Raw genomic sequence first — 20,910 nt, 5'->3', positions numbered from 1 at the left:
CATCGACAACACCGAATAGGACCGACCCCTGCAAGCTCGCCGGGTACAAACGCCCCCGACGAGCTTCGGCAACGGCGACGCTGTCTTACGGTCGATCGAAAATACCGTCCCGGGCGCTGCGCTTTTGGTCGTAGCGCTAATGGGCAGCTAGTGGGCAAGCAGAGGTGGAGCAGGGAAGTCCAGTACATTGCTCGTATAGCTTTCGACCAGCGCACTGAACGGAGTGCCGTCCTGAAGCTTCAGCACTGCATGATGTTCGAGAAGAAAGGGCGGTAGTACAAGAGATGATCCCGTTGCGGGTGTCGGTAGCTCCTTTTCTACGTCCCATCCTTCTGGAAGAGGGGACCACAGCAAATTGGAAGATAGATTTGTGCGGGTGAAATTAAGAGATTGGACGGCTCTGCCAAAGGCGACGTCGCTCGTATTCAACGCTTTATTCATGTCCATTGTCAGCCTTGCCGGAACATACCAATTGTCGGCCTCAGAAAGGACGCGATTGCCGCAAACGAGGCGGACATGTCGGTAGGCGATGGGCTCGTCGGGGCCGACCGCCAGAAGTTCTCGGATGCGGCTATCGACGGGCTTGTCTCGGCCGCGAACCCGCTGTGCAACGATCTTAGAACCTAGCGGTGCGAGCTTGTGTCCGGCACACCAGCGATCGAGCGTCAAAGTGGCGCTAGCATTACTCAGGAGATTTGCATTCAAGGTCTGCAGAATCGCAAGTGCCTCAATCCGTGCCGTTGGCGTGTTAGGCCATTGCACCGTGGTGAACGAATCCTGCGCCGATATGCTATGCGCGGCCAGCATGATCGCAGCAGCAGGTGCAAATGCGATAACCCGTATAAACTTCCAACAGTAAATTGACACGAAAAGTCATCCTTTGTGGCGAGTTTGATGAGCGTTGAGACGATTTTTATTGCCAGGGAGGCTTTCCCACAAGCCCCGCTCGAAGGGGACTCCTAGAACGCGGTGTGAGCGGACGCTAGGATGATGGGGGCCGCCTCGGACATAAACCGGCCGGTTTCCAAAGGCAGGAGTAACGTCCGTCATAATGCCTCAGCAGCCATCACTGGTGCCATGACAATCCATGACGTAAATGGGTGCGATCCAAAGAATCGATTTTTCCAATAAGTCGAGTGCCGTTAGAACGCGTTGAATTTTACTTAGCGCGACAACATGACGGTTTTGCCACGAAGTTCCGACGGAATTTTAGCTGTCATGGCGATCAAAGACTGATTGTAGCTTCGCTCACTCCAGACTGACGGGACTAGGTGAGCGCGTTGTGGCCGATATGCGAAAACGCGGAGAGTGTATGTGCGGGATTGTGGGTATTGTCGGCCATCATCCGGTTTCGGACCGGCTGATAGACGCATTGAAACGCCTTGAATATCGTGGCTACGATTCGGCGGGCGTCGCGACGATCGACGGTGGAGCGCTCCATCGCCGGCGCTGTGAGGGCAAGCTCTTCAATCTTGAGGCAAAGCTGAAAGAACAGCCTCTGGCGGGCACAATCGGCATTGCCCATACGCGCTGGGCAACCCATGGCGCGCCGACGGAACGCAATGCCCACCCCCATTTTAGCGACGGCATCGCGGTCGTCCACAATGGGATAATCGAGAATTTCACCGAATTGAAGGATGAGCTGACCGCGGCCGGCGCCGAGTTCCAAACCGACACCGACACGGAGGTCATCGCGCATCTCGTGGCAAGACTTCGCCGGGACGGCATGGGCCGGCGCGAAGCTATGCATGCGATGCTGAAGCGCGTCCGAGGCGCTTACTCGCTGGCTCTGCTTTTCGAGGAAGACCCTTCGACTATCATGGCTGCCCGTAATGGCCCGCCGCTCGCGATCGGTCACGGAAGCGGCGAAATGTTCCTCGGGTCGGACGCGATTGCGCTGGCGCCCTTAACCAACGAGATCACCTACCTGATCGACGGAGATTGGGCGGTCATCGACAAGACTGGCGTCCGTATCTTCGATATCGACGGCGAGGTCACCACCCGACCGCGGCAGATCTCGCTGGTGACGGCCCCTATGATCGACAAGGGCAACTATCGCCATTTCATGGAGAAGGAAATTTACGACCAGCCGGAGGCCATCTCCGATACCCTCAGCCATTACATCAACTTCAGCGACAATAAGGTAGTCGCGGTTTGGCGCGACACGGTCTTCGCCAACGTGCAAAGCTTGGCGATCTCCGCCTGCGGCACTGCGTACTTTGCCGGGCTGATCGGCAAATACTGGTTCGAGCACTACGCACGTCTGCCGGTCGAAATCGATGTCGCGTCAGAATTTCGGTACCGCGAAATCCCGTTCTCGCCACAGGTGGCAGCTCTCTTCATCTCACAATCGGGCGAGACGGCCGATACACTTGCTTGCCTACGCTATTGCAAGGAGCACGGCTTGAAGACCGGTGCAGTCGTCAACGCGCCCGAATCGACGATAGCACGGGAGTCCGACACTGTGTTCCCGATCTTCGCCGGTCCTGAGATTGGCGTTGCGTCTACGAAGGCCTTTACATGCCAGCTCGCCGTTTTGGCTGCGCTCGCGGTTGCTGCTGGCAGGGCGCGTGGCACCCTTACGGAGAAGGAGGAACAGACACTGGTCGGCCGGCTTGCCGAGGTGCCGCGCGTCATGGGGCAGGTGCTCAACAGCATCCGACCAAGGATCGAGCTTCTGTCGCGTGAATTGGCAAAGTGCCGCGCCGTACTCTATCTTGGCCGCGGCACGAGCTTCCCTTTGGCCATGGAAGGCGCCCTGAAATTAAAGGAGATTTCCTATATTCACGCGCAAGGTTATGCTGCCGGCGAACTGAAACACGGTCCGATTGCTCTCATCGACGAGAACATGCCGGTTGTCGTGATCGCACCGCACGACCGCTTTTTCGATAAGACCGTTTCCAACATGCAGGAGGTTGCGGCCCGCGGCGGACGGATCATCTTGATCACCGATGAGAAGGGCGCTAGCGCCTTGAAGCTCGACACGATGCAAACAATCGTTCTTCCAAATGTGGACGAGATCATAGCGCCGATGATCTTCTCGCTGCCGATCCAATTGCTCGCCTATCATACCGCCGTGTTTGCGGGCACTGACGTCGATCAGCCGCGCAACCTGGCGAAATCAGTCACCGTCGAATAGGCCGTGGTTTCCGTAAGGGACGAATGACAGAGTGTAGATGACTTATATCTGCTGAGCATTTGGAGATCGACATGCCGCAAACGAAGATAATTGGCTTCTCGGGCAACATAACACGACCGTCCACGACGCGCACATTCGTCGACCATATCGTCGGGCAATTGGCAATCAAAACGCAAGCGGTGGCGCAGTCCTTCGATGTCGATGACCTTGGACCTTCACTGTTGAAAGCCAAACGGATAGACGACCTCAGCGCTAAAGCGCGCGGGGTCGTAGACCAGATGCTAGAGGCAGACGTCCTGGTCGTAGGCTCACCCACCTACAAGGGCAGTTACACCGGCCTATTCAAGCACTATTTCGATTTGCTCGATCCAACATCGCTGAGGGGCAAGCCTATCATCATCGCTGCGACGGGCGGGGGCGAGCGTCATTCGCTTGTCGTCGAGCATCAGTTGCGTCCTCTGTTCGGGTTCTTTGAAGCGCTTGCGATGCCGACCGCAATCTATGCCACGCGTAATGACTTCGCCCACGGAGAGGTGATTTCCGAGACCATCCGCATGCGTGTAGGCCGGGCTGTCGAGGAAGCAGCATACGCAATAGGATGAGCAGACTCAGCAAACGGCGGCGCAACAGGCACTATTGTCCCACGCGAACCTTACGATGCGATTTAGCCGTATTCACCGCCTCGCAGCCGACGAAAAACTGCTGCCTTGGATGGCGCAATAGCCCGACATCACTGGTGTCCCGCTAAGATGTTTTGAATAGTTGAGTTTTGTCACCTTCGAGACCGTCAGGCATTTCAACTTTGCACCACAACAGCCGACATTTTTGACGCCACGGTTGAGCGCGGACACCCGTGAACTGCGAGGAATTGCCATTTGAGAAAACCGTGTATTCTATTCGCTGCCGTTCTTGTCTGTGCAGCACTCCAGTTTCCCTCCGCTAATAGCATGGCTGAACAGGCGGCCGCGCCTGCTCTGACCGTTTCTCTGACGGCGCCGGCAATACGGGACTGGCTGGAAACCGTTCCCGCGAGCGGCTGGCTGAAACCGTGGCAGGAAGCAATCATTGCGTCCGAAACGAGCGGCCTGCGCATCACCGACGTCCTGGTCGATGTCGGCTCGGTGGTCACGAAAGGGCAGACGCTGGCCCGGCTTTCGCAGGACAGCGTGCTGGCAGACCTTCGCAAACAGGAGGCGGCTGTCGTCATCGCCAAGGCAAAGCTGACAAAGGCCAAGGCAAATGCGGATCGTGCACGCCAGCTTCGTTCATCCGGCGCTCTTTCCGACGAGAAGATCACCGAATATTTCGCCGACGAGCAGACGGCGACGGCAAACCTGGCATCCGAGGAGGCCGCGCTCGACAGCGAAAAGATCAAGTTTGCGCAGACGACCATCACCGCCGCCGACGATGGCCTCATAACCTCGCGTTCGGGCGATCTCGGCGAAGTAGTCTCCACCGGCACCGAGCTCTTCCGCATGGTGCGCCAGCAGCGTGTCGAATGGCAGGCGGAAGTATCGGCGCGTTATCTGCCGCGGATTTCGGAGGGTTTGAGCGTTGCGATCAACGGACCGGACGGTCACGCCATTTCCGGCAAGGTGCGGCTGGTCGGCCCCTCGGTCAGCACCGACACCAGCCGTGCGATCGTCTATGTTGCGCTTCCGTCCGAGGTTCGTCCGCGCACCGGCCTTTATGTCACTGGCAATATCGAGCTGCAGACCACACCGGCGCTCACCGTCCCCGAGACGGCGATCGTGTTCCGGGATGGCATCAGCTACGTCTTCACCGCCGGCGAGGACAAGCGGGTGCGACGGGTCCGCGTGGAAACCGGCCGCCGCAACGATGGCGAGGTCGAAATCATCTCCGGCATCGACCGGTCGGCAAAGGTCGTCACGTCGGGCGGTGCATTTCTGTCGGACAATGACCTCGTGAAAATTGCGGAGAAAAACTGATGAATTTCTCCGCCTTCTCGATCCGCAATCCCATACCAGCGATATTGCTGTTTGTGATGTTTGGATTTGGCGGGCTTTGGGCATTCAAACAGCTGGCGGTTCAGTACTTTCCGGACATGGACCTTCCGACCATCAGCGTTACCGCCACGCTCGATGGGGCTGCGCCGACGCAGCTCGAGACGGAGGTTGCCCGCACCATCGAGAATAGCCTCACCTCCTTGAGCCATCTCGATCATATTCTCACAACGATTACCGATGGCACCGTCTCGACCAAGGTATCCTTCAAGCTGCAGAAAGACAGCGAAACGGCCCTCAATGAGGTCCGCAATGCCGTTGATAGCGTCAAGGCCGATCTCCCGGCACAGATGGCGACGCCGATCGTTACGAAGGCCACCGTCCAAAGCTCCGCAGTTGTCACCTATGCCGTCCGCTCGACCGCTCTCAACGAGACCGAACTGTCCTGGTTTGTCGATAACGATCTGACCAAGGCGCTGCTATCGGTCCCGGGCGTCGGCCAGGTCAACCGCATCGGCGGGATCGATCGCGAGATCCACGTCGATCTCGATCCTTCGACGATGTCGTCGTTCGGCGTCACCGCCGCGACCGTATCAGCGCAGTTGAAGGCCGTGCAAGGCGACAAGTCCGGCGGGCTCGGCGAGATCGGCGGCACGCGTCAGACATTGCGCACGCTCGGCGCCGTAGAGTCGGTCGAGGCCCTGAGGGAGCTCACTATACCGCTCGCTAACGGGCAGCAGGCCCGGCTCGACGACATCGCCTCGGTCGAGGACAGCTTCGCCGAGCGCTCCTCGATGGCCTATCTCGACGGTAAGCCGGTGATCGCCGTCGAAATCAAGCGTTCGAACGGGTTTTCCGATAGCAGTGTTTCGGCTGACGTTGACACGGCAATGAAAAATTTTGCAGCGGCGCATTCGAATGTGCAGATCCATGCAGTCTACAGCCTGATCGGATCAATTCTCGGCAATTATGACGGCTCGATGCACATGTTGTATGAGGGGGCCATCCTGGCGATTGTGGTCGTCTGGCTCTTCCTTCGGGACTGGCGCGCGACGATCCTGTCTGCTGTGGCACTGCCCTTGTCGGTCATCCCGACCTTCCTGTTCATGTATCTCGCCGGCTTTAGCCTGAACGTCGTCACCTTGCTGGCGCTGTCGCTGGTGGTCGGAATTCTCGTCGACGACGCGATCGTCGAGATCGAGAACATCGCCCGCCACCTGCAGATGGGCAAGCGGCCCCTCGATGCTGCAATGGAAGCCGCCAACGAACTCGGGCTCGCCGTCATCGCCACCACCTTCACGCTGGTCGCGGTCTTCCTACCGACGGCGTTCATGAGCGGCATACCAGGCCTCCTATTTCGTCAGTTCGGCATCACCGCCGCTGTTGCCGTCGTTGCCTCGCTTGTCGTTGCCCGTCTGCTCACCCCCATGATGGCCGCCTATTTCATGAAGGCTCATCCGTCGGAGCAGAAGGATGGCCGATTTATGCGCGCCTATATGGCGATGGCCAAGGCTGCCCTCAATCACAGGAAGACAACAGTGGCCGTGACTGCCGTCGTCGTTGCGCTTTCGCTTTCCGTTATCCCTCTCTTAAGAACGGGATACCTGCCGGCCGCTGACGACTCGCGGACGCAGATCACGCTCACCCTGCAGCCCGGCGCCACTGTCGAGCAAACCGACGCCGTAACCAGGAAGGCCGCAGATATTCTCAGTGAGTTTCCCGACGTGACGCATGTGTTTGCTGCTGTCGGCTCGGCATCCTCAGGCGGTGGTGCGACGGTCGCAAGGAGCAGTGTCGGGTCTGCCGCGATCGTCGCCACGCTGACGCCGATTGATGGGCGCGACCGCAAGCAGTCGGAGATCGAAAACGATATTCGGCAGGCGCTTTCCGTCCTCCCCGGAGTGCGTGTGGCGGTCGGTATCGGCTACGGTACCAAGCTCGAGTTCACTCTGGCCAGCGACGATGCCAATGCGCTCGATTGCGCCAGCACGGCGCTCGAGGAGCAGCTTCGGACGCTACAGGGCATCGGCGCCGTGACATCGACGGCGGCGAGGCAAGCGCCGGAAATCCAGATCACGCCCGATTTTGCCCGCGCAGCAGCGCTTGGCGTGACGTCGAATGCGATCGCCAGCGCCGTGCGTGTGGCGACGAACGGAGAATATTCTTCCGACTTGCCGAAGCTCAACCTGCCGCAGCGGCAGATACCGATCGTCGTTCGCTTCTCGCCAGAGGCGCGCACCAATCTCGACGACATTAAGAACATGCGCGTGGCCGGCACCAACGGCAATGTCGATCTCGGATCGATTGCCGATATCCGCATCGGCGGCAGTCCTTCGGAAATCGACCGTATCGACCGCATGCGCAATGTCACCGTTTCCGTCGAACTCAACGGCCGCATTCTGGGCGACGTCAACCGCGAGGCGAAGGCGCTGCCGGCTCTCCAGCATCTGCCGCCGGGCGTTACGCTGGTGGAACACGGCGAGCTTCAGCGCAGCTCCGAGCTGTTCCAGAGCTTCGCGCTTGCGATGGCAATCGGTGTGTTCTGCATCTATGCGGTGCTCGTCCTGCTGTTCCAAGATTTCCTGCAGCCGCTCACGCTTCTGATGGCCCTGCCGCTCTCGCTCGGCGGCGCGCTGGTGCCGCTGGTGGTGACGGGGACCAGCTTCTCGATGCCTGCCGTCATAGGCCTTCTCATGCTGATGGGCGTGGTAACGAAGAACTCCATCCTTCTCATCGAATACGCGATCATGTCACGTCGCCGAGGCATGTCCCGGTTCGAGGCGCTCCTCGATGCCTGCCATAAGCGCGCGCGACCGATCGTCATGACCACCCTTGCCATGGCCGCGGGCATGCTGCCGGCTGCGCTCAGCCTGATGGGCGGAGATTCGAGTTTCCGGCAGCCGATGGCGATCGTGGTGATCGGCGGCGTGATGATATCAACGCTGCTCAGCCTCATCATTATCCCGGTCATCTTCACCTTCGTCGATGACCTGCAAAATTTGCTCAAATCGTTCGGTCGCCGAGCGCTTCGACGCCACGCGACCTGCGGGCGAGAGACGGAGTTCAGTAATTTGCCAGGCGATCTCGGCGGCGATGCGGGGAAATCCCTAGAAATGGCTTCATCTCAGCACAAGGTCATCGAACCCACACCTTGATCGGGACTGCAGGCGTTTTTGACGTATGCTTTTCTTTGTCGATCAATCCCACATTGCCGCCAACCCGCGAATGGCATGTGTTCAGAATTCATCCGTTCAAGGCCCATCTTATCGTCTACCGTGTCGAGGAGGACGGAGCAATTTTCGTGATCCTAATACGCCATGGACATGAAGACTGGGCCGGCGAGAAATGAAACCCCGAATTTCCGCCGAGAACCAGCTTCTCAGTGCAAATCAAAACCTCATCCATAGATCGCGGGCGACATCATTTCCTCAATGCCTGCCCCTCCCCTACCCCGCCGCTGGTGGCGCCCGAGCACAGAACCGACCGCCTTTGAATGTGTAAACCGACCAGGAATATCGATGGTTGCCGTATAGTTGAGAGCGACCACGGGGCCGACACCATGGATCGTCGTCAATCGGCGACAAACTTCATCCTCGCGACCAAATCCAAAACCTTCTTGTGCAACTTGGTAAATTCGTCGCGCAGCATTTTGCGTGCAGCCAACAATGGCTGCATGATTTCGTGTAGATCAGGCCTGTGTTCGACCAGCTCATTGATCCGCTCCTCGAATTTGATCTTGCCGACCAATCCGACTTTCAGACTGAAGTTGCGCAACAATCCGCGAATGTCATTCGCGATGGGATGGCTTTTTCCTGCGGTCCGTCTTATTCGGTTGGCTTTCAAAAATGCTTTGGCCTGGATGCGGATCACCGGCAATCTTGCCTTGGCAAGTCCTCTGAAGCCATTGCAACGATGGTCCCTTCAAGACCGATACATTCAGTGCACAATATGTTTCATGCTGCGCTTCTCCCGTTGATGTTTGAGGCCGTTGAAAGACATGACCTCGTTTTATCATTAGACGCTGCCGGGTGATGGTGTTTCGCGGTCGACATTAGCCGCCGCATGATGGAGCTTCGCGGAACGAGCCTTCCGACTCATTCAGCTGAGACAGCGAGGCAATCCCATCAATGGAATGGCTTGGCTCACGTCCCGGCAGGGACGATTCGGATTTTCAGACGTTGAACGCTATGCGGATTTAGGTTGCGGCTCCCGCATTCGGATCAAAAACTCACCAGTCTTCAGCATTGTGTGCATGATCACCGCAAGTTTGCGCGCCACAGCCACGGCGGCTCTTTTGAAGCCTGCGTTCCCGGAGCTGAAGCCCCTATGTCCGCAGGTAACTCTCCTTTGAGATACGTGTCAGAATGACTGACGCAGCTACGTAGAGAAGCCCACGTAAATGACGGTCGCCGCGGCGACGTCACGTTGTCGGCACCTTAACGGTTGGCGGATAATTCGGTTGAGATGAACGCATCGTCCATCAGCTACAAGAACCACCGCTTTCCACCTACATTCATCGGCTCCGCGCCATGGCCCAGTGGAAAGCCGTGATCCGGCGCAGTTGCCTGAGTTCACCGGCAAGGCCCTAGTCAGCGCGTTCGCGAAACGACGTGACATCGCCCGCATCTTGAATCCGGTAGCGTTCTAAGGCTAAGTTCGGGGCCGGTTTGTCGTCGCCCGAAGACACGAACTAGATGGAGCCGCGGGTTGGTAAGCATTGGGGACGAGAAGCGCAACAGGGATCGGCAGACGATCCTATCGCGGTTGCACGAGGAGATCGATCAGCTTCCAAACGCACTCGCTCGGATCGCGAAGTACATCCTGGAAAACCCGGAGAAAGTGCTGCGCCAGTCCGTGGCAGAACTTGGCGAATTTGCGGGCAGTGGCGAAGCTAGTATCCTGCGGCTTTGCCGTCAGATCGGGTTTACCGGGTTTCGCGACTTCAAGCTTGCGCTTGCAGCGGAAGTCGGCCGACCCCAACTCGCCGTTGTCAGTTCTTCAGGTGCTGATCCCGCAATCGACAAACTGCAGCGAACACTGATCGAGAACCTGGAGGTCGCCCACAGCCATGTCGATCTTACGAGCTTGGACAGGATCGCCGAAGCGCTTGCGACCGCCCGCCGCATCGACATCTATGGTGCGGGAATGTCCGGTTTTGTCGCGGAGATGCTGGCATATCGTCTGCTTCGCGTGGGCTTGACTGCGCTCGCCTTCCGGAACTCGCATATGGCGCATGAAGTTGCTAATGGGCTTGGCGAAGGTTGCGTTGCGGTGGCATTCTCAGTCTCGGGCTTGACCGTCGAAACCGTCCAGTTCCTCAAAGGTGCGCGCGCCACTGGCGCAACGACCGTCGCGGTTACCAACCGAACGCAAAGCCCTCTGAGCAAGGCCGCGCATTATAGCCTTCAAGCCTCAGGCCTGCATGACAATCCTTTCGGCGGAACGCTGACGCCAGTGGCTGGCAAGATTTTCGTCATCGAATGTCTGATGCTTGCGCTCGACAAGCACCTGAACCGGCCAATGAAATAAAACTCCATATGTCACATTGGTGAAATAAAGCGCCAATAGAACGATGGCGTCCGCTTCTTCTCGAGGATGGCAGAATGGCGACCGTAAGAAGCCCCTTGGCGTGGCCCGTAAGCCGCACGCTTTCTTTCGAGAACGTGCACTTACGCTGGCGTTCAGCATGCTGCACCGCAGTCGAACACCTACAACATTATCCATGTGGAACCACCACGAGCTTTTCCGGAGGGCGGACGCTCTTCCCCCAAAACTCTTCCAAATAACCAGTTGCAAAAAATGAAATAAAACTCCATGATGTCATCAATGTGAAATAAAGCACCATTAAGAAAACTGCTAACCATGTGGATAGGGAATGGCAGCTTTGGAACTTCACATAGACAAAATCAGCAAGAAATTCGGCGAAGTAAATGTTCTGCGCGACGTGTCGATCAGCGTTGCCGCCGGCGAATTTGTGACCCTTCTTGGGCCTTCAGGCTGCGGTAAATCTACGCTTCTACGTATAATTGCCGGGCTCGAGCGAGCGGACCAGGGCCATGTGTTCGCGGGCGAAAAAAAGCTCGACGACGTCGCGGCAAAGGACCGAGACTTGGCATTTGTTTTTCAAAGCTATGCGCTCTATCCGCACCTTAGCGTGTACGACAATATCGCCGCGCCATTGGTAATGCGCGAACTAAGCAGCTTGGAGCGGTTGCCGATCCTTGGTGCTGCCCTGCCAGGTGCCGCCGGACGCTATCGCTCGATCGACGAGCGGGTTCGTGAAACCTCGGCGATTCTAAAACTCGATGCCCTTCTCGACAGGCGTCCACCGGCGCTTTCGGGCGGCCAGCGTCAGCGTGTGGCACTAGGACGGGCGATGGTCCGTGCACCGAGGATATTCCTCATGGATGAGCCCTTGGCAAACCTGGATGCGGCGCTGCGAATTCACACACGAGGTGAAATCGCCCGACTCCACAAGAAAATGGGAGCGACGACGGTGTTCGTCACTCACGATCAGGCTGAGGCAGCAGCAATATCTGACCGGGTCGCGGTGATGTTCCGGGGGCACGTTCGTCAGATCGCCAAGCCAGCCGATCTCTATCGTGATCCGGTCGATCTTGAGGTCGCCCGTTTTCTCGCGCAGCCTTTCCTGAATGAGGTCCGTGTTTCCGCCACAGTGGGCGGGATGGTCGCCATCGGGGGTGGCAAAATAGCACTCCGTGACGCGATCGGCTCCACCGGCCCCGGCACCTTGGCGTTTCGCCCCGAGCACGCAAGCATTGCTGCGCATGATGTGCCCGGTACCCTCCGCGTCTGCCTTTCGCGTATCGAACATTCCGGAACGGACGCAAACCTTTTTGTCGAGGCTGAGGCGGGCGCCGAATTCGTCGTTCGAGTGTCGGCGGATCAAGCGCGCTCGGTCCATCCTGGTGAGCACCTCGCTCTGACGATAGACGCGGAGAATGCCTGGTTCTTCCCCGAAAGTCGGTCTCGGCGAGAACGTGTCGAACGCGAGGCTGCTTAGATGGCTGTGCTCGACGATGTTTCTCTCGCAGCAGCCCCTGAGCGGTCAATCTACAAGTCGGACCGCGCGCAAGCCCGTGCCGGGCTGGTTCTTGCGTTGCCAGCCTCGCTGCTCCTGCTTGCCCTTTTGATCGGCCCAGCGATCCTGGTTCTGTTCCTTTCGTTTACCGACGCATCTTTGGGCCTGGTCGGTATCCGCTTTGTCGGTCTTGGCAATTATGGTCGAATGCTGACCGACCCAGGTTTCTCGAACAGCCTCCGCAATACGGCGCTCTATGTCCTTGTGGTGGTCCCAATATCGATCGGGTGGGGTCTGCTTGTTGCCTTGCTGATTTCACGGTGCACCTTTTCCGCTTTTTACAGAACGGCCTATTTCCTCCCGGTCGCCGCAACCCTTGTGGCGCTCGCGACCGCCTGGGAGGCGATCCTCCATCCTAGTCTTGGCGCCGCCAACGCGTTCCTTCACCTGCTCGGCGCCTCGCCTATACGGTTTCTCTCCGACCCGTCCATGGCGGTCTATGCCCTTGCCTGCATCGGCATTTGGCAGCTGGTCGGCTTCAACATGATCCTCTTCCTGGCCGGACTTTCCACAATTCCAGAAGAGCTCTACGAGGCGGCTGCGATCGACGGTGCAGACGGTGGTTTCAAGCGCTTCCGGCTCGTAACCTGGCCGATGCTTGCTCCGGTGACGCTGTTCGTCACCGTCATGACAGTCATCCGCGCGTTCTCGGTGTTTGAGACAGTTGCTGTGCTCACCCAGGGCGGACCGATGAAGTCGACAATGGTCGTCCTTTATACATTCTACGAAGAGGGCTTCCGGTTCTTCCGCGTCGGCTATGCATCGGCGATCGCCGTGTCTTTCTTCGTGTTCGTGACGATGCTGTCTCTGATCCAGATGCGCCTGTCGGACCCTAGGGCGTCCGGTACGAAGAACTTGAGGGGAACGCCATGATCCTTGCGAAATCTCCCGTATCGCGCATTGCCTCACACGCCGTTCTGCTCTCGGGCGCAATCATCATGGTTTTCCCATTCATCTGGATGGTGCTGGCCTCAGGTACACCGGAGAGCGAAATCTTCAATGGCGGTCTTCTGCCTGTGCCGACACTGGCCGGCACCGCGCAGAATTACGGCGCAGCACTCACCGCAATCCCGCTCTTGCGCTTCATGGCCAATGGATTTGTGGTCTGTCTCGCGATCCTGACCCTGCAAATTGCCGTGGCGATCCCGTGCGGCTATGCGCTCGCCAAGCTGTCCTTTCCAGGCAGGCCGCTCCTGCTCGGCGCAGTGCTGCTCGGGCTTCTCGTGCCAGTGCAGATCCCGACAATTCCGATCTACGTTGCGCTCGCGAAATCGGGGCTGCTCGACACCTACCCAGCGCTCATTCTGCCCTGGATCATCTCGGTCTTCGCGATCTTCCTGTTTCGACAGTTTTTCGTCACCTTCCCTGACGAAGTGCTTGATGCGGCCCGGCTTGACGGTTTCAGCGAGCTCTCGATCGCCTGGCGCATCATGGTGCCCGCCGCATGGCCAGCAGTCGCCGCTTTCTCTATTTTCTCCATCGTGGCCCATTGGAACGACCTCTACTGGCCGCTGGTGGTGACAACCAATCCCGACATGATGATGCCCTCGCTTGGCATTGCCTATTTCCGGCAAGCAGGCGACGGCGGCGGTCAGGTCGGTGCGCTGATGGCCGGGGGCGTGATCGTCACAGCGCCCCTGGCCGCCCTCTTCCTCTCAATGCAGAGGCATTTCATCAGGGGTCTGGTGGTCGGCCGACACTAGGCATCCTCAACAACCCAACCCAACCACGAACGACAGGAGAGCATCGTGAAAACGATTGCCATGATGATCGCGGCTGGCCTTGCCATGGCAGGCCTGACCGCCCCCGCCCACGCGGAAACCAAGCTCGACGTCTATTACGCCTGGGCCGAGCACGAGCCTATTCACGCAGCCGTCGCCAAGAGCTTCGAAGCGAAGTATCCCGATATCAAGATCGGGTTCAGGGCAGCGGCCCCGAGCTACGACGAAGCCGTCCAGGCGCTCATCCGCCAAAGCATGGCCGGCCAGTTGCCTGATGTCCATTATGTCGGCTTCAACGTGCTGCGCCCGCTCGTCGCCCGCGGCCTGATCGAGCCGATTGACGATCTGGTTGCCAAGGATCACCTGACCGACAAGGGCTATACCGATCAGGTTCTGTCGCTCGCCAAGATAGATGGCAAGCTCTACGGCCTGCCGTTCGCTATGTCGACGCCGGTCGTCTATTTCAATGCCGACCTTATCAAGCGGGCCGGCGGCGATCCTGAAAAGATTCCGACTGACTGGGACGGTTTCGTGGCGCTAGCCGGCAAGATCGGAGCGCTCGGCGACGGGACATCGGGCATGTTCTACGATCTCGGTTCGGACGACTGGACGACACAGAACCTGGTGCGCAATTTCGGTGGCCAGATGATGAACGACAAGGAAACCGACATCGCTTTCGACGGTCCGACCGGTCAGTCTGCCGCCAAGCTCTTCAAGCGCTTCCATACGGAAGGCACGCAGCCGGCGATAGACAGCCGTGCAGCCCGTCAGCTCTTCACCTCAGGCAAGCTCGGCTTCTTCTTCGCATCGGCTGGCAGCGTCAGCGGCCTCGAAAAAGAAATCGGCACGCGCTTCAAGCTGACGACGGCAAAACAGCCGCTGGGCTCCGAGGCCGCAACGATGCCGACGGGCGGCATGGTCGCGGTCATCCTGTCCAAGGACGAAGCCAAGCGTGCCGCAGCCTGGGAATATGTGAAGTTTGCCACCAGCGCGGACGGCCAGAGCATTGTCGTTCCGAACACCGGTTATATGCCGACGAATACCGGTGCTCTCGACAAGGATCACCTTGCCGACTTCTACAAGCAGCACCCGAACTGGTACACAAGCGTGCAGCAGACGCCGCGCGCCCGTCCGTGGTTCTCCTGGCCCGGCGAAAACGGTGTCGAGATCTCGCAGGTCATTCGCGACGACATGTCCGCAATCGCGCTTGGCAGCATGGAGCCGGATGCAGCTCTCGCCGATATGGCAGAGAAGGTTCGCGCGCTTCTCCCGAAGACCAACTAAGCCACTCCTACCAAGAGCGCCGGACCCGCTTCGGCGCTCGCTTTCATGGATCAATCAATGAAACTCATCCACCTCACCGACCTGCATCTGGTGGCTCCGGGCAAGACCCTTTACGGTTTCGATCCCGCCGCCCGTCTCCGCACTGTGATCGCGACCATTAACAACGAGCATGCGGATGCTGATCTCTGCGTCATCACCGGCGATCTGACCGATGAAGGCGACGCCGCCGCCTACCAGCTTCTGCGCGACATCCTGCAGGACCTCCGGGTGCCGCATCGCCTCTTGCTCGGGAACCACGATCATCGGGCTAATTTCCGTCGGGTTTTCCCCGACGCCGCAATCGACGCAACAGGCTTCGTCCAATCGGTCCTGGATCTGCCGGCTGGCCGCTTGATTTTCCTCGACACGCTGGTGACCGACCACGGTCATGGCTCGCTCGGCTGCGGCCGGTTCGAATGGCTTCTAGAGCGCCTTGCTGAAGAGCCAATTCGGCCAAGCTATTTGTTTTGCCATCACCCGCTGCAATCGATCGGGCTGCCGCATTTTGCGCCGCACATCACCCTGGTTCCAAGAAACGCCGTGGGGCCGCTCGTCAAGACAGGTTCGGTCCGCCACATCTTCTGCGGCCATGTCCATGTCGACGTTGGCGGCACCTGGCAAGGCGTACCGTTTAGCGCGAGCCGGGGCGTTGCGCACCAGATCATTCCGCATCTCGAGCGGCGCGATGCGCGCTTCGTCAACGATGCGCCGGCCTTTAATGTCGCCTTAGTTCGCGACGACAGCGTCCTGATCAATCAGTTCGAGGTCAGCAGCAGGGTCGTGGTCGCAATCAGCCCCGAGGAATTCATGCCGGAGGGTTTCCAATGAGCCTGACCAAACCATTCGACCTTGTCATCTTCGACTGTGACGGTGTCCTCATCGACAGCGAAAAGCTCGCTACCCAGATCGACGCCGATGAACTGGCGCGCATTGGTTTTCCGACCTCTTACGAAGACGTTGTCCGCCGATATACCGGGCTGTCTGCCGCCACGATGCGACGCATGGTCGAGGAGGAGTGGGGAAGGCCTCTGCCTCCCGATTTCGAAGAAGTGGTCGCCGCAAAGATCAAGGAGAAGTATCTGACCGAGTTGGAGGCGATCGACGGCATCGCCGAGCTTCTTGGCCAAATTGCAGTGCCGCGTTGTGTCGCCTCCAGCAGCGCGCCTGAAAAACTGCGTCTCGGTCTTGAGAGGACCGGCCTTTGGCCGTTGCTCGAACCGCATGTCTTCAGCACCGTCATGGTATCGAAGGGCAAACCCGCACCTGATCTTTTTCTGTTCGCGGCCGACCGGATGGGGGCCGATCCTGCCCGTACGGTTGTCGTGGAAGACAGCATCGCCGGCGTCCAGGCCGGTGTCGCGGCCGGGATGACGGTTATCGGCTTCACAGCCGGCGGCCATTGCCTCAACGATCACGATGAGCGGCTCCTTTCCGTCGGGGCCTCGGTAGTTACGCGTTCTGCCGCGCAGCTCAAAGCTTTGCTGTGCACAGATCAGGTCCGGCTTCGAGGCGCCGGCTAGATTGTCAATCCCCAACTTCGCGCGAATAGAGCAAAAAAAGTCGCTCTGATTCCTCACGCCGAAAACCAACCGCATGGCAGCGCCTCCCGGGCCCCCCAGGTTCTCAAAGGCATCTTTTTATGCGCAAAATACAATAGGCGGACGGAAAATGGCGCTTGGGGGCTTGCCTTTGTCGCGTTTAAGCGATGTTTGTGGCGGCAATCATCGTGGGCATCGAAGCGGAGGCGAAGAATGGGCGTGCGACAGCGGGTGGGATCGAAGTTCAAGGATGAGATAGAATTCCTGAAAGGCTGGAAGCGCGACCGAACAGCCGTCGGCGCCATAACGCCGACCTCCGTCGTGACCGCCCGGAAGATGGCGAGCGTCATTGATTCATCCTCGGGGCTTCCGGTGCTTGAACTTGGCCCGGGAACCGGCGTCATCACAAAACAGATCCTGGCGCTGGGCGTTCGGCCGAAGGATCTGGTTTCCGTTGAATACTCGCCGGAGTTTTGCCGGCATCTCAGGCAGGAGTTTCCCGAAGTCGACGTTCGATGCGGAGACGCCTTCGCGCTCGATCTTGTTCTGGGTCCTGAGCGGGGCGCAAAGTTCGACTGCGTCATTTCCGCTGTACCTCTCCTGCACTTGCCTCCAGACAAGCGCCTGTCACTGATCCTCGACCTCCTGGAACGTGTGCCGAACGGAAGGCCCGTTGTTCAGATCACCTATGGGTTGCTGTCTCCGGTCGTCGCGCTTCCCGCCGGTTACGAAGTCCGCCACCTGGCTTTCATGATGCGCAACATTCCACCGGCGCAGCTCTGGACGTACAGAAAAAGGCGATGAGCTCTCTCATCGGTCAAGAACGACATAGGTGCTTCGTCGATGGAGCGACGTGGCGCTGTTGACTTACCGCTGACCGTCAAGTTGCTTTCGGGAAGCTCTCGGCGTTACCTTCCGACGAAATCGACGTCGACGATCTTGAGATCGTCCGTGAATACACGCTTCTGCATTGAGCCGGCGGCCATGGCTACGGCGTTCCGCTTGCGAGCGGCCGCAGCAACGGAGGCTTTGCTGCGGCCGAGGCGGCCGATCCCATGATCGCGGAAATCAAATAAGCCGTACGTTTTCAGCTTTCGACTTGCCGGTTTTGCGATCCTGGCCCACCTCGTAGCTCACCTTCTGTCCCTCGCTGAGAGAGCTTCCAGCCTGCAAGGCAGACACGTGCACAAATACGTCAGCCCCCCCATTATCCGGGGTGATGAAGCCAAATCCTTTGTCTCCATTGAAAAATTTAACCATACCAGTGGCCATGAACAAAATCCTCGACGCTTTCACGGCTGATTGCCGCTTCCGGAATCTTTAAGGCGACGGAGTTTTCTTCGCAATCGGTTGCCCTCATCTTATTCGTCACTGTCGCGGCAAAATTGGTTCGTCCCAAGGATTCGGGAAGAACCTCGCGATGGATTCAAATCTCTTGGCAGTCGATGATCATTGCCGTGCTGCTGTTCTATGGCTCCCGTTTTGAAACGTCCTCGTCTGTTACCGCATAGAGATTTCCCGGTCTATCTGCCGGGTCGGCAGCCGCACCCCGTGCGTGATCCCGGGGGCACAGCTGTCACGTGGGTCCCCAGTCCCCGCAGAGATGGCGCCGCCGAACTCCGACAGTTTCGCCTGAGGCCAAGATCTCTTCAATCACGGTATTACTGGGAGGCGCACGAGGCTGGGAAGGCCTTTGGCAGGCGGCGGAACGCGGCAGCGCAATTCGTGCGTTGCTCAATGGCTGATCCTGGTGTCGGCAGCCGGTGGGAAAATACGCGAGGGTAAACACCAGGCAGCCCTTCGCCGCGCGAGGCGCGCTGCCGCGACCTTTCGCCGGTTGATGACGGTGCGGGGTTGCGACTTCAGGCCTGCACCTGGCATCTCTCTTTATTCTCGGCATTCCCGCGCGAGGAAGCGCCGGTTGACAGGCGGGCGAAGGACTCGCTCTGTGCCCTGTTAAAGTCACCATTGCGCCGGCTGAACGAAGCCTTCCCGCTCATCCGGTTCGTCGTCTGGAATGGCAATGGATTGATGATCGACATCCGGCTCTTCGCCGGAGGGGTGCAGGTCAAGTGGGCTTGATCTGGACAGGGACCGCTCGCGCAGGAGCGCGGCATACCGGCGGCGCATTTCATCGGACTCGATCGTCCCTGCCGTCCAAAGTGCGACCAGTTCCATGAAACCGGGGTCTTCATCGATCCGGATCCCTCGCGCCTTCCAACGCGCGATGACCCGTTCGGCTATGTCCCTGCGTGAATCCATTGTCACTTCCCTATGCCGCCCTGCCACCTACCCGGTGAGATACCAAGATTCTTCGCCAGTTGAAATCGGCTAATGTCACGCCGGCCGCCCGCGATCTGTTTTCAGGACCTTGCCGGCTGGAGCTATCGAGATCGCAAGATCAGGATGCATTTGGCGCAATCCATCGGCGCAGTCCAATCCCGCTCTCATTTGATGGCGTCCTGGCCCGGTTCCGGATCTTCCACGATCAACCCGCAAGGAGTCCGTGCGCAAGCTTCGGCCGCTTCTGCTTCGCGTCGCGGTGATCGCGCCCCCCGGGCCTTCTGAGGAGCCATCGAGCGGGAATTGGCCCGCTCCGAAGGGGCCTCTCACATGTCGCACGACCTCTCACTCGCCCAGTTCCACGCATTCCAGCTCTCCCGCGACCTTGTGGTTCCGATCACCCTCTTCTCGGTCGACGGCAAATACGGCATCCCGCCGTCTGACGAAAACGACGCCGACGACGATCTTGAGATCGTCCATGAATACACGCCGTGGCATTGAGCCGGCGGCACCTTAGGCGTGCCGCTTGCGAGCGGCAGGCCGCAAGGGAGGCTCCGCCGCGGCCGACCTTGCATGATTCACCAAATTGCAAGCCGCGCCCTTGCGGCCTTTGCTCTTCACGCCCGGTGAAGTGGCCGATGAATAGAACCGACGAGCAGGAGGCGATCGCTTTCGCGATCGGAGGAAGGATGGAGAGAAGAGAGATAGAGGCGCTACGCGATGCCGTAAGCTGCGCAGCTGTGCTGGAACAGGCCGGATTTGCCATTGATGTCAAGGAAAGCACCCGCCGGGCGGTAAAGTTTCGACGCAGCAGTGAGATCGTCATCGTCACACATCAAGGGCGCGGATGGTTCGACCCGCTCAGCGAGGCGAAGGGTGATGTCTTCGGGCTCGTCGAGCACCTGGATCGCGCCAGCTTTCACGAGGCCATCGAAAAGGTCGCGGCTCTGGTGGGGTTCGAAATTTCCGCGCCCGAATGGAAATCTCTAAGCGCTGCAGACAAATCCGACCTTTCCCTTACCGATCGTTGGCGAGCACGCCGCCGCCCGTGGCCTGGCTCATTGACATGGCGCTACCTGCACGACGAGCGCTGCCTTCCAACATCCCTGCTCCGCACGGCGATCAAACGCGAACTCCTCCGGGAAGGGCCGCAGGGCAGCCTATGGGCCGCTCATACGAACCATGCGGGCGACATCACAGGCTGGGAGGCGCGCGGTCCGCAATATCGTGGCTTTGCCAGCGGGGGAGCGAAGGTTCTGTTCCGCCTCGGCCCTGACGCTGCAATGCGCTTGGCCGTGACGGAAGCTGCGATCGACGCCATGAGCCTGGCGGCAATCGAGGGGTTACGTGATGGTACACTTTATCTCAGCACCGGCGGCGGCTGGTCTCCGATCACGGCCGCAGCCCTTGGCGCGCTGGCTTCACGCCCCACCGTTCAGCTTGTCGCCGCCACCGACGCCAATCCCCAAGGCGATCTGTTTGCCGAGCGATTGCGCGCGCTTGCCCATGGGGCCGGCTGCGATTGGATGCGGCTCCGCCCACCGCAAGAAGACTGGAACGAGGCCCTGAAGGCTCGCGCGAAGCGAAGGAATGAGAACAGGAAAAGCGAGGGTGGGAGGAAAGAAGAGGAGGCGTGCCGCATGCGCTCCGGCCGCGTCAACGGAGGCTTTGCCCGTGAGCCGGCCCTGGACCCCGCCGGCCGCGATGTCGGCGGCATGACCCAGGTGATCGCGGCGGTCGGCGGCAAGCGCGGCGACCACGTAGACGCGCCGCTTCCTTGTGCCGAGCCAAGAATATTCCGTCGGTTTCGTCATCAATGAGACGAAGCATGCCGCCTAGA

Annotated in this window: 20 protein-coding genes and 1 pseudogene; 15 read left to right on the top strand and 6 right to left on the bottom strand. The window is 59.1% G+C overall.

Annotated elements, in window-relative coordinates; translation table 11 throughout:
* Nucleotides 1–147: 147 nt before the first annotated feature.
* Nucleotides 148–867: a hypothetical protein gene (locus AS026_RS22455; protein ID WP_007539676.1), complete on the bottom strand. Its 720-nt coding sequence runs from the start codon at nucleotides 865–867 to the stop codon at nucleotides 148–150.
* Between the two features lie 445 nt (nucleotides 868–1,312).
* Between AS026_RS22455 and glmS the strand changes: the two genes are divergently transcribed.
* From glmS to AS026_RS43545, 5 genes are all read left to right on the top strand, one after another.
* Nucleotides 1,313–3,139: a glutamine--fructose-6-phosphate transaminase (isomerizing) gene (glmS, locus tag AS026_RS22450; RefSeq protein WP_007539674.1), complete on the top strand. Its 1,827-nt coding sequence runs from the start codon at nucleotides 1,313–1,315 to the stop codon at nucleotides 3,137–3,139.
* Between the two features lie 71 nt (nucleotides 3,140–3,210).
* Entirely contained in the window at nucleotides 3,211–3,741 is a 531-nt protein-coding gene (msuE, locus tag AS026_RS22445; RefSeq protein WP_007539672.1) for an FMN reductase, read from the top strand.
* A 273-nt stretch (nucleotides 3,742–4,014) separates the two neighbouring features.
* On the top strand, nucleotides 4,015–5,088 hold the full coding sequence (locus tag AS026_RS22440; RefSeq protein WP_007539669.1) for an efflux RND transporter periplasmic adaptor subunit: 1,074 nt from the start codon (nucleotides 4,015–4,017) through the stop codon (nucleotides 5,086–5,088).
* Nucleotides 5,088–8,258, top strand: coding sequence for an efflux RND transporter permease subunit (locus tag AS026_RS22435; protein WP_028747008.1), 3,171 nt, complete (start codon nucleotides 5,088–5,090; stop codon nucleotides 8,256–8,258). The genes AS026_RS22440 and AS026_RS22435 overlap by 1 nt, the downstream gene beginning before the upstream one ends.
* Nucleotides 8,207–8,452, top strand: coding sequence for a type II toxin-antitoxin system RelE/ParE family toxin (locus AS026_RS43545; RefSeq protein ID WP_081593648.1), 246 nt, complete (start codon nucleotides 8,207–8,209; stop codon nucleotides 8,450–8,452). The genes AS026_RS22435 and AS026_RS43545 overlap by 52 nt, the downstream gene beginning before the upstream one ends.
* 48 nt (nucleotides 8,453–8,500) lie before the next feature.
* On the opposite strand, the gene AS026_RS44620 is transcribed toward AS026_RS43545, so the two are convergent.
* From AS026_RS44620 to AS026_RS40250, 3 genes and pseudogenes are all read right to left on the bottom strand, one after another.
* Entirely contained in the window at nucleotides 8,501–8,650 is a 150-nt protein-coding gene (locus AS026_RS44620; protein ID WP_412770328.1) for a hypothetical protein, read from the bottom strand.
* 23 nt (nucleotides 8,651–8,673) lie between these two features.
* The gene (locus tag AS026_RS22425) at nucleotides 8,674–8,973 is read right to left on the bottom strand and encodes a hypothetical protein (RefSeq protein ID WP_028747009.1); all 300 of its coding nucleotides are present in this window, start codon (nucleotides 8,971–8,973) and stop codon (nucleotides 8,674–8,676) included.
* Between the two features lie 315 nt (nucleotides 8,974–9,288).
* Nucleotides 9,289–9,520 (bottom strand): annotated as a pseudogene (locus AS026_RS40250) (IS110 family transposase); the annotation flags it as partial.
* Nucleotides 9,521–9,810: 290 nt separating this feature from the next.
* Between AS026_RS40250 and AS026_RS22420 the strand changes: the two are divergent.
* The 8 genes from AS026_RS22420 (at nucleotide 9,811) to pmtA (ending at nucleotide 17,591) form a co-directional block, all read left to right on the top strand.
* Entirely contained in the window at nucleotides 9,811–10,632 is an 822-nt protein-coding gene (locus AS026_RS22420) for a MurR/RpiR family transcriptional regulator (protein ID WP_007539659.1), read from the top strand.
* A 346-nt stretch (nucleotides 10,633–10,978) separates the two neighbouring features.
* Nucleotides 10,979–12,127 carry an ABC transporter ATP-binding protein gene (locus AS026_RS22415; RefSeq protein WP_007539657.1) on the top strand — a complete coding sequence of 383 codons (1,149 nt, stop codon included), beginning with the start codon at nucleotides 10,979–10,981 and terminating at the stop codon, nucleotides 12,125–12,127.
* On the top strand, nucleotides 12,128–13,078 hold the full coding sequence (locus AS026_RS22410; protein ID WP_007539655.1) for a carbohydrate ABC transporter permease: 951 nt from the start codon (nucleotides 12,128–12,130) through the stop codon (nucleotides 13,076–13,078). It begins immediately after the preceding gene.
* The gene (locus AS026_RS22405; RefSeq protein ID WP_007539654.1) at nucleotides 13,075–13,908 is read left to right on the top strand and encodes a carbohydrate ABC transporter permease; all 834 of its coding nucleotides are present in this window, start codon (nucleotides 13,075–13,077) and stop codon (nucleotides 13,906–13,908) included. Before AS026_RS22410 ends, AS026_RS22405 begins: the two co-directional genes overlap by 4 nt.
* 45 nt (nucleotides 13,909–13,953) lie before the next feature.
* Nucleotides 13,954–15,210, top strand: a complete 1,257-nt coding sequence (locus tag AS026_RS22400; RefSeq protein WP_028747010.1) for an ABC transporter substrate-binding protein — start codon at nucleotides 13,954–13,956, stop codon at nucleotides 15,208–15,210.
* A 57-nt stretch (nucleotides 15,211–15,267) separates the two neighbouring features.
* On the top strand, nucleotides 15,268–16,077 hold the full coding sequence (locus AS026_RS22395) for a phosphodiesterase (RefSeq protein ID WP_007539652.1): 810 nt from the start codon (nucleotides 15,268–15,270) through the stop codon (nucleotides 16,075–16,077).
* Complete coding sequence (locus AS026_RS22390; RefSeq protein ID WP_007539651.1) at nucleotides 16,074–16,769, top strand: HAD family hydrolase; 696 nt, start codon at nucleotides 16,074–16,076, stop codon at nucleotides 16,767–16,769. Before AS026_RS22395 ends, AS026_RS22390 begins: the two co-directional genes overlap by 4 nt.
* 231 nt (nucleotides 16,770–17,000) lie before the next feature.
* Nucleotides 17,001–17,591, top strand: a complete 591-nt coding sequence (pmtA, locus tag AS026_RS22385) for a phospholipid N-methyltransferase PmtA (RefSeq protein WP_007539650.1) — start codon at nucleotides 17,001–17,003, stop codon at nucleotides 17,589–17,591.
* A 264-nt stretch (nucleotides 17,592–17,855) separates the two neighbouring features.
* Here pmtA and AS026_RS22380 read toward each other — a convergent pair whose 3' ends face one another.
* Together AS026_RS22380 and AS026_RS22375 are read right to left on the bottom strand one after the other, a co-directional pair.
* The gene (locus AS026_RS22380) at nucleotides 17,856–18,059 is read right to left on the bottom strand and encodes a cold-shock protein (protein ID WP_007539649.1); all 204 of its coding nucleotides are present in this window, start codon (nucleotides 18,057–18,059) and stop codon (nucleotides 17,856–17,858) included.
* A 690-nt stretch (nucleotides 18,060–18,749) separates the two neighbouring features.
* Nucleotides 18,750–19,049, bottom strand: a complete 300-nt coding sequence (locus AS026_RS22375; RefSeq protein WP_007539648.1) for a hypothetical protein — start codon at nucleotides 19,047–19,049, stop codon at nucleotides 18,750–18,752.
* Between the two features lie 351 nt (nucleotides 19,050–19,400).
* Here AS026_RS22375 and AS026_RS42425 point away from each other — a divergent pair, with 351 nt between their 5' ends.
* Both AS026_RS42425 and AS026_RS22365 read left to right on the top strand, forming a co-directional pair.
* Entirely contained in the window at nucleotides 19,401–19,571 is a 171-nt protein-coding gene (locus AS026_RS42425) for a hypothetical protein (RefSeq protein WP_007539647.1), read from the top strand.
* Nucleotides 19,572–19,708: 137 nt separating this feature from the next.
* Entirely contained in the window at nucleotides 19,709–20,890 is a 1,182-nt protein-coding gene (locus AS026_RS22365; RefSeq protein WP_007539646.1) for a DUF3991 and toprim domain-containing protein, read from the top strand.
* Nucleotides 20,891–20,910 lie beyond the last annotated feature (20 nt).

The organism is Rhizobium altiplani (genome assembly GCF_001542405.1).
Lineage (GTDB): Bacteria > Pseudomonadota > Alphaproteobacteria > Rhizobiales > Rhizobiaceae > Rhizobium > Rhizobium altiplani.
This window is presented reverse-complemented; position numbering and strand designations above follow the sequence as displayed.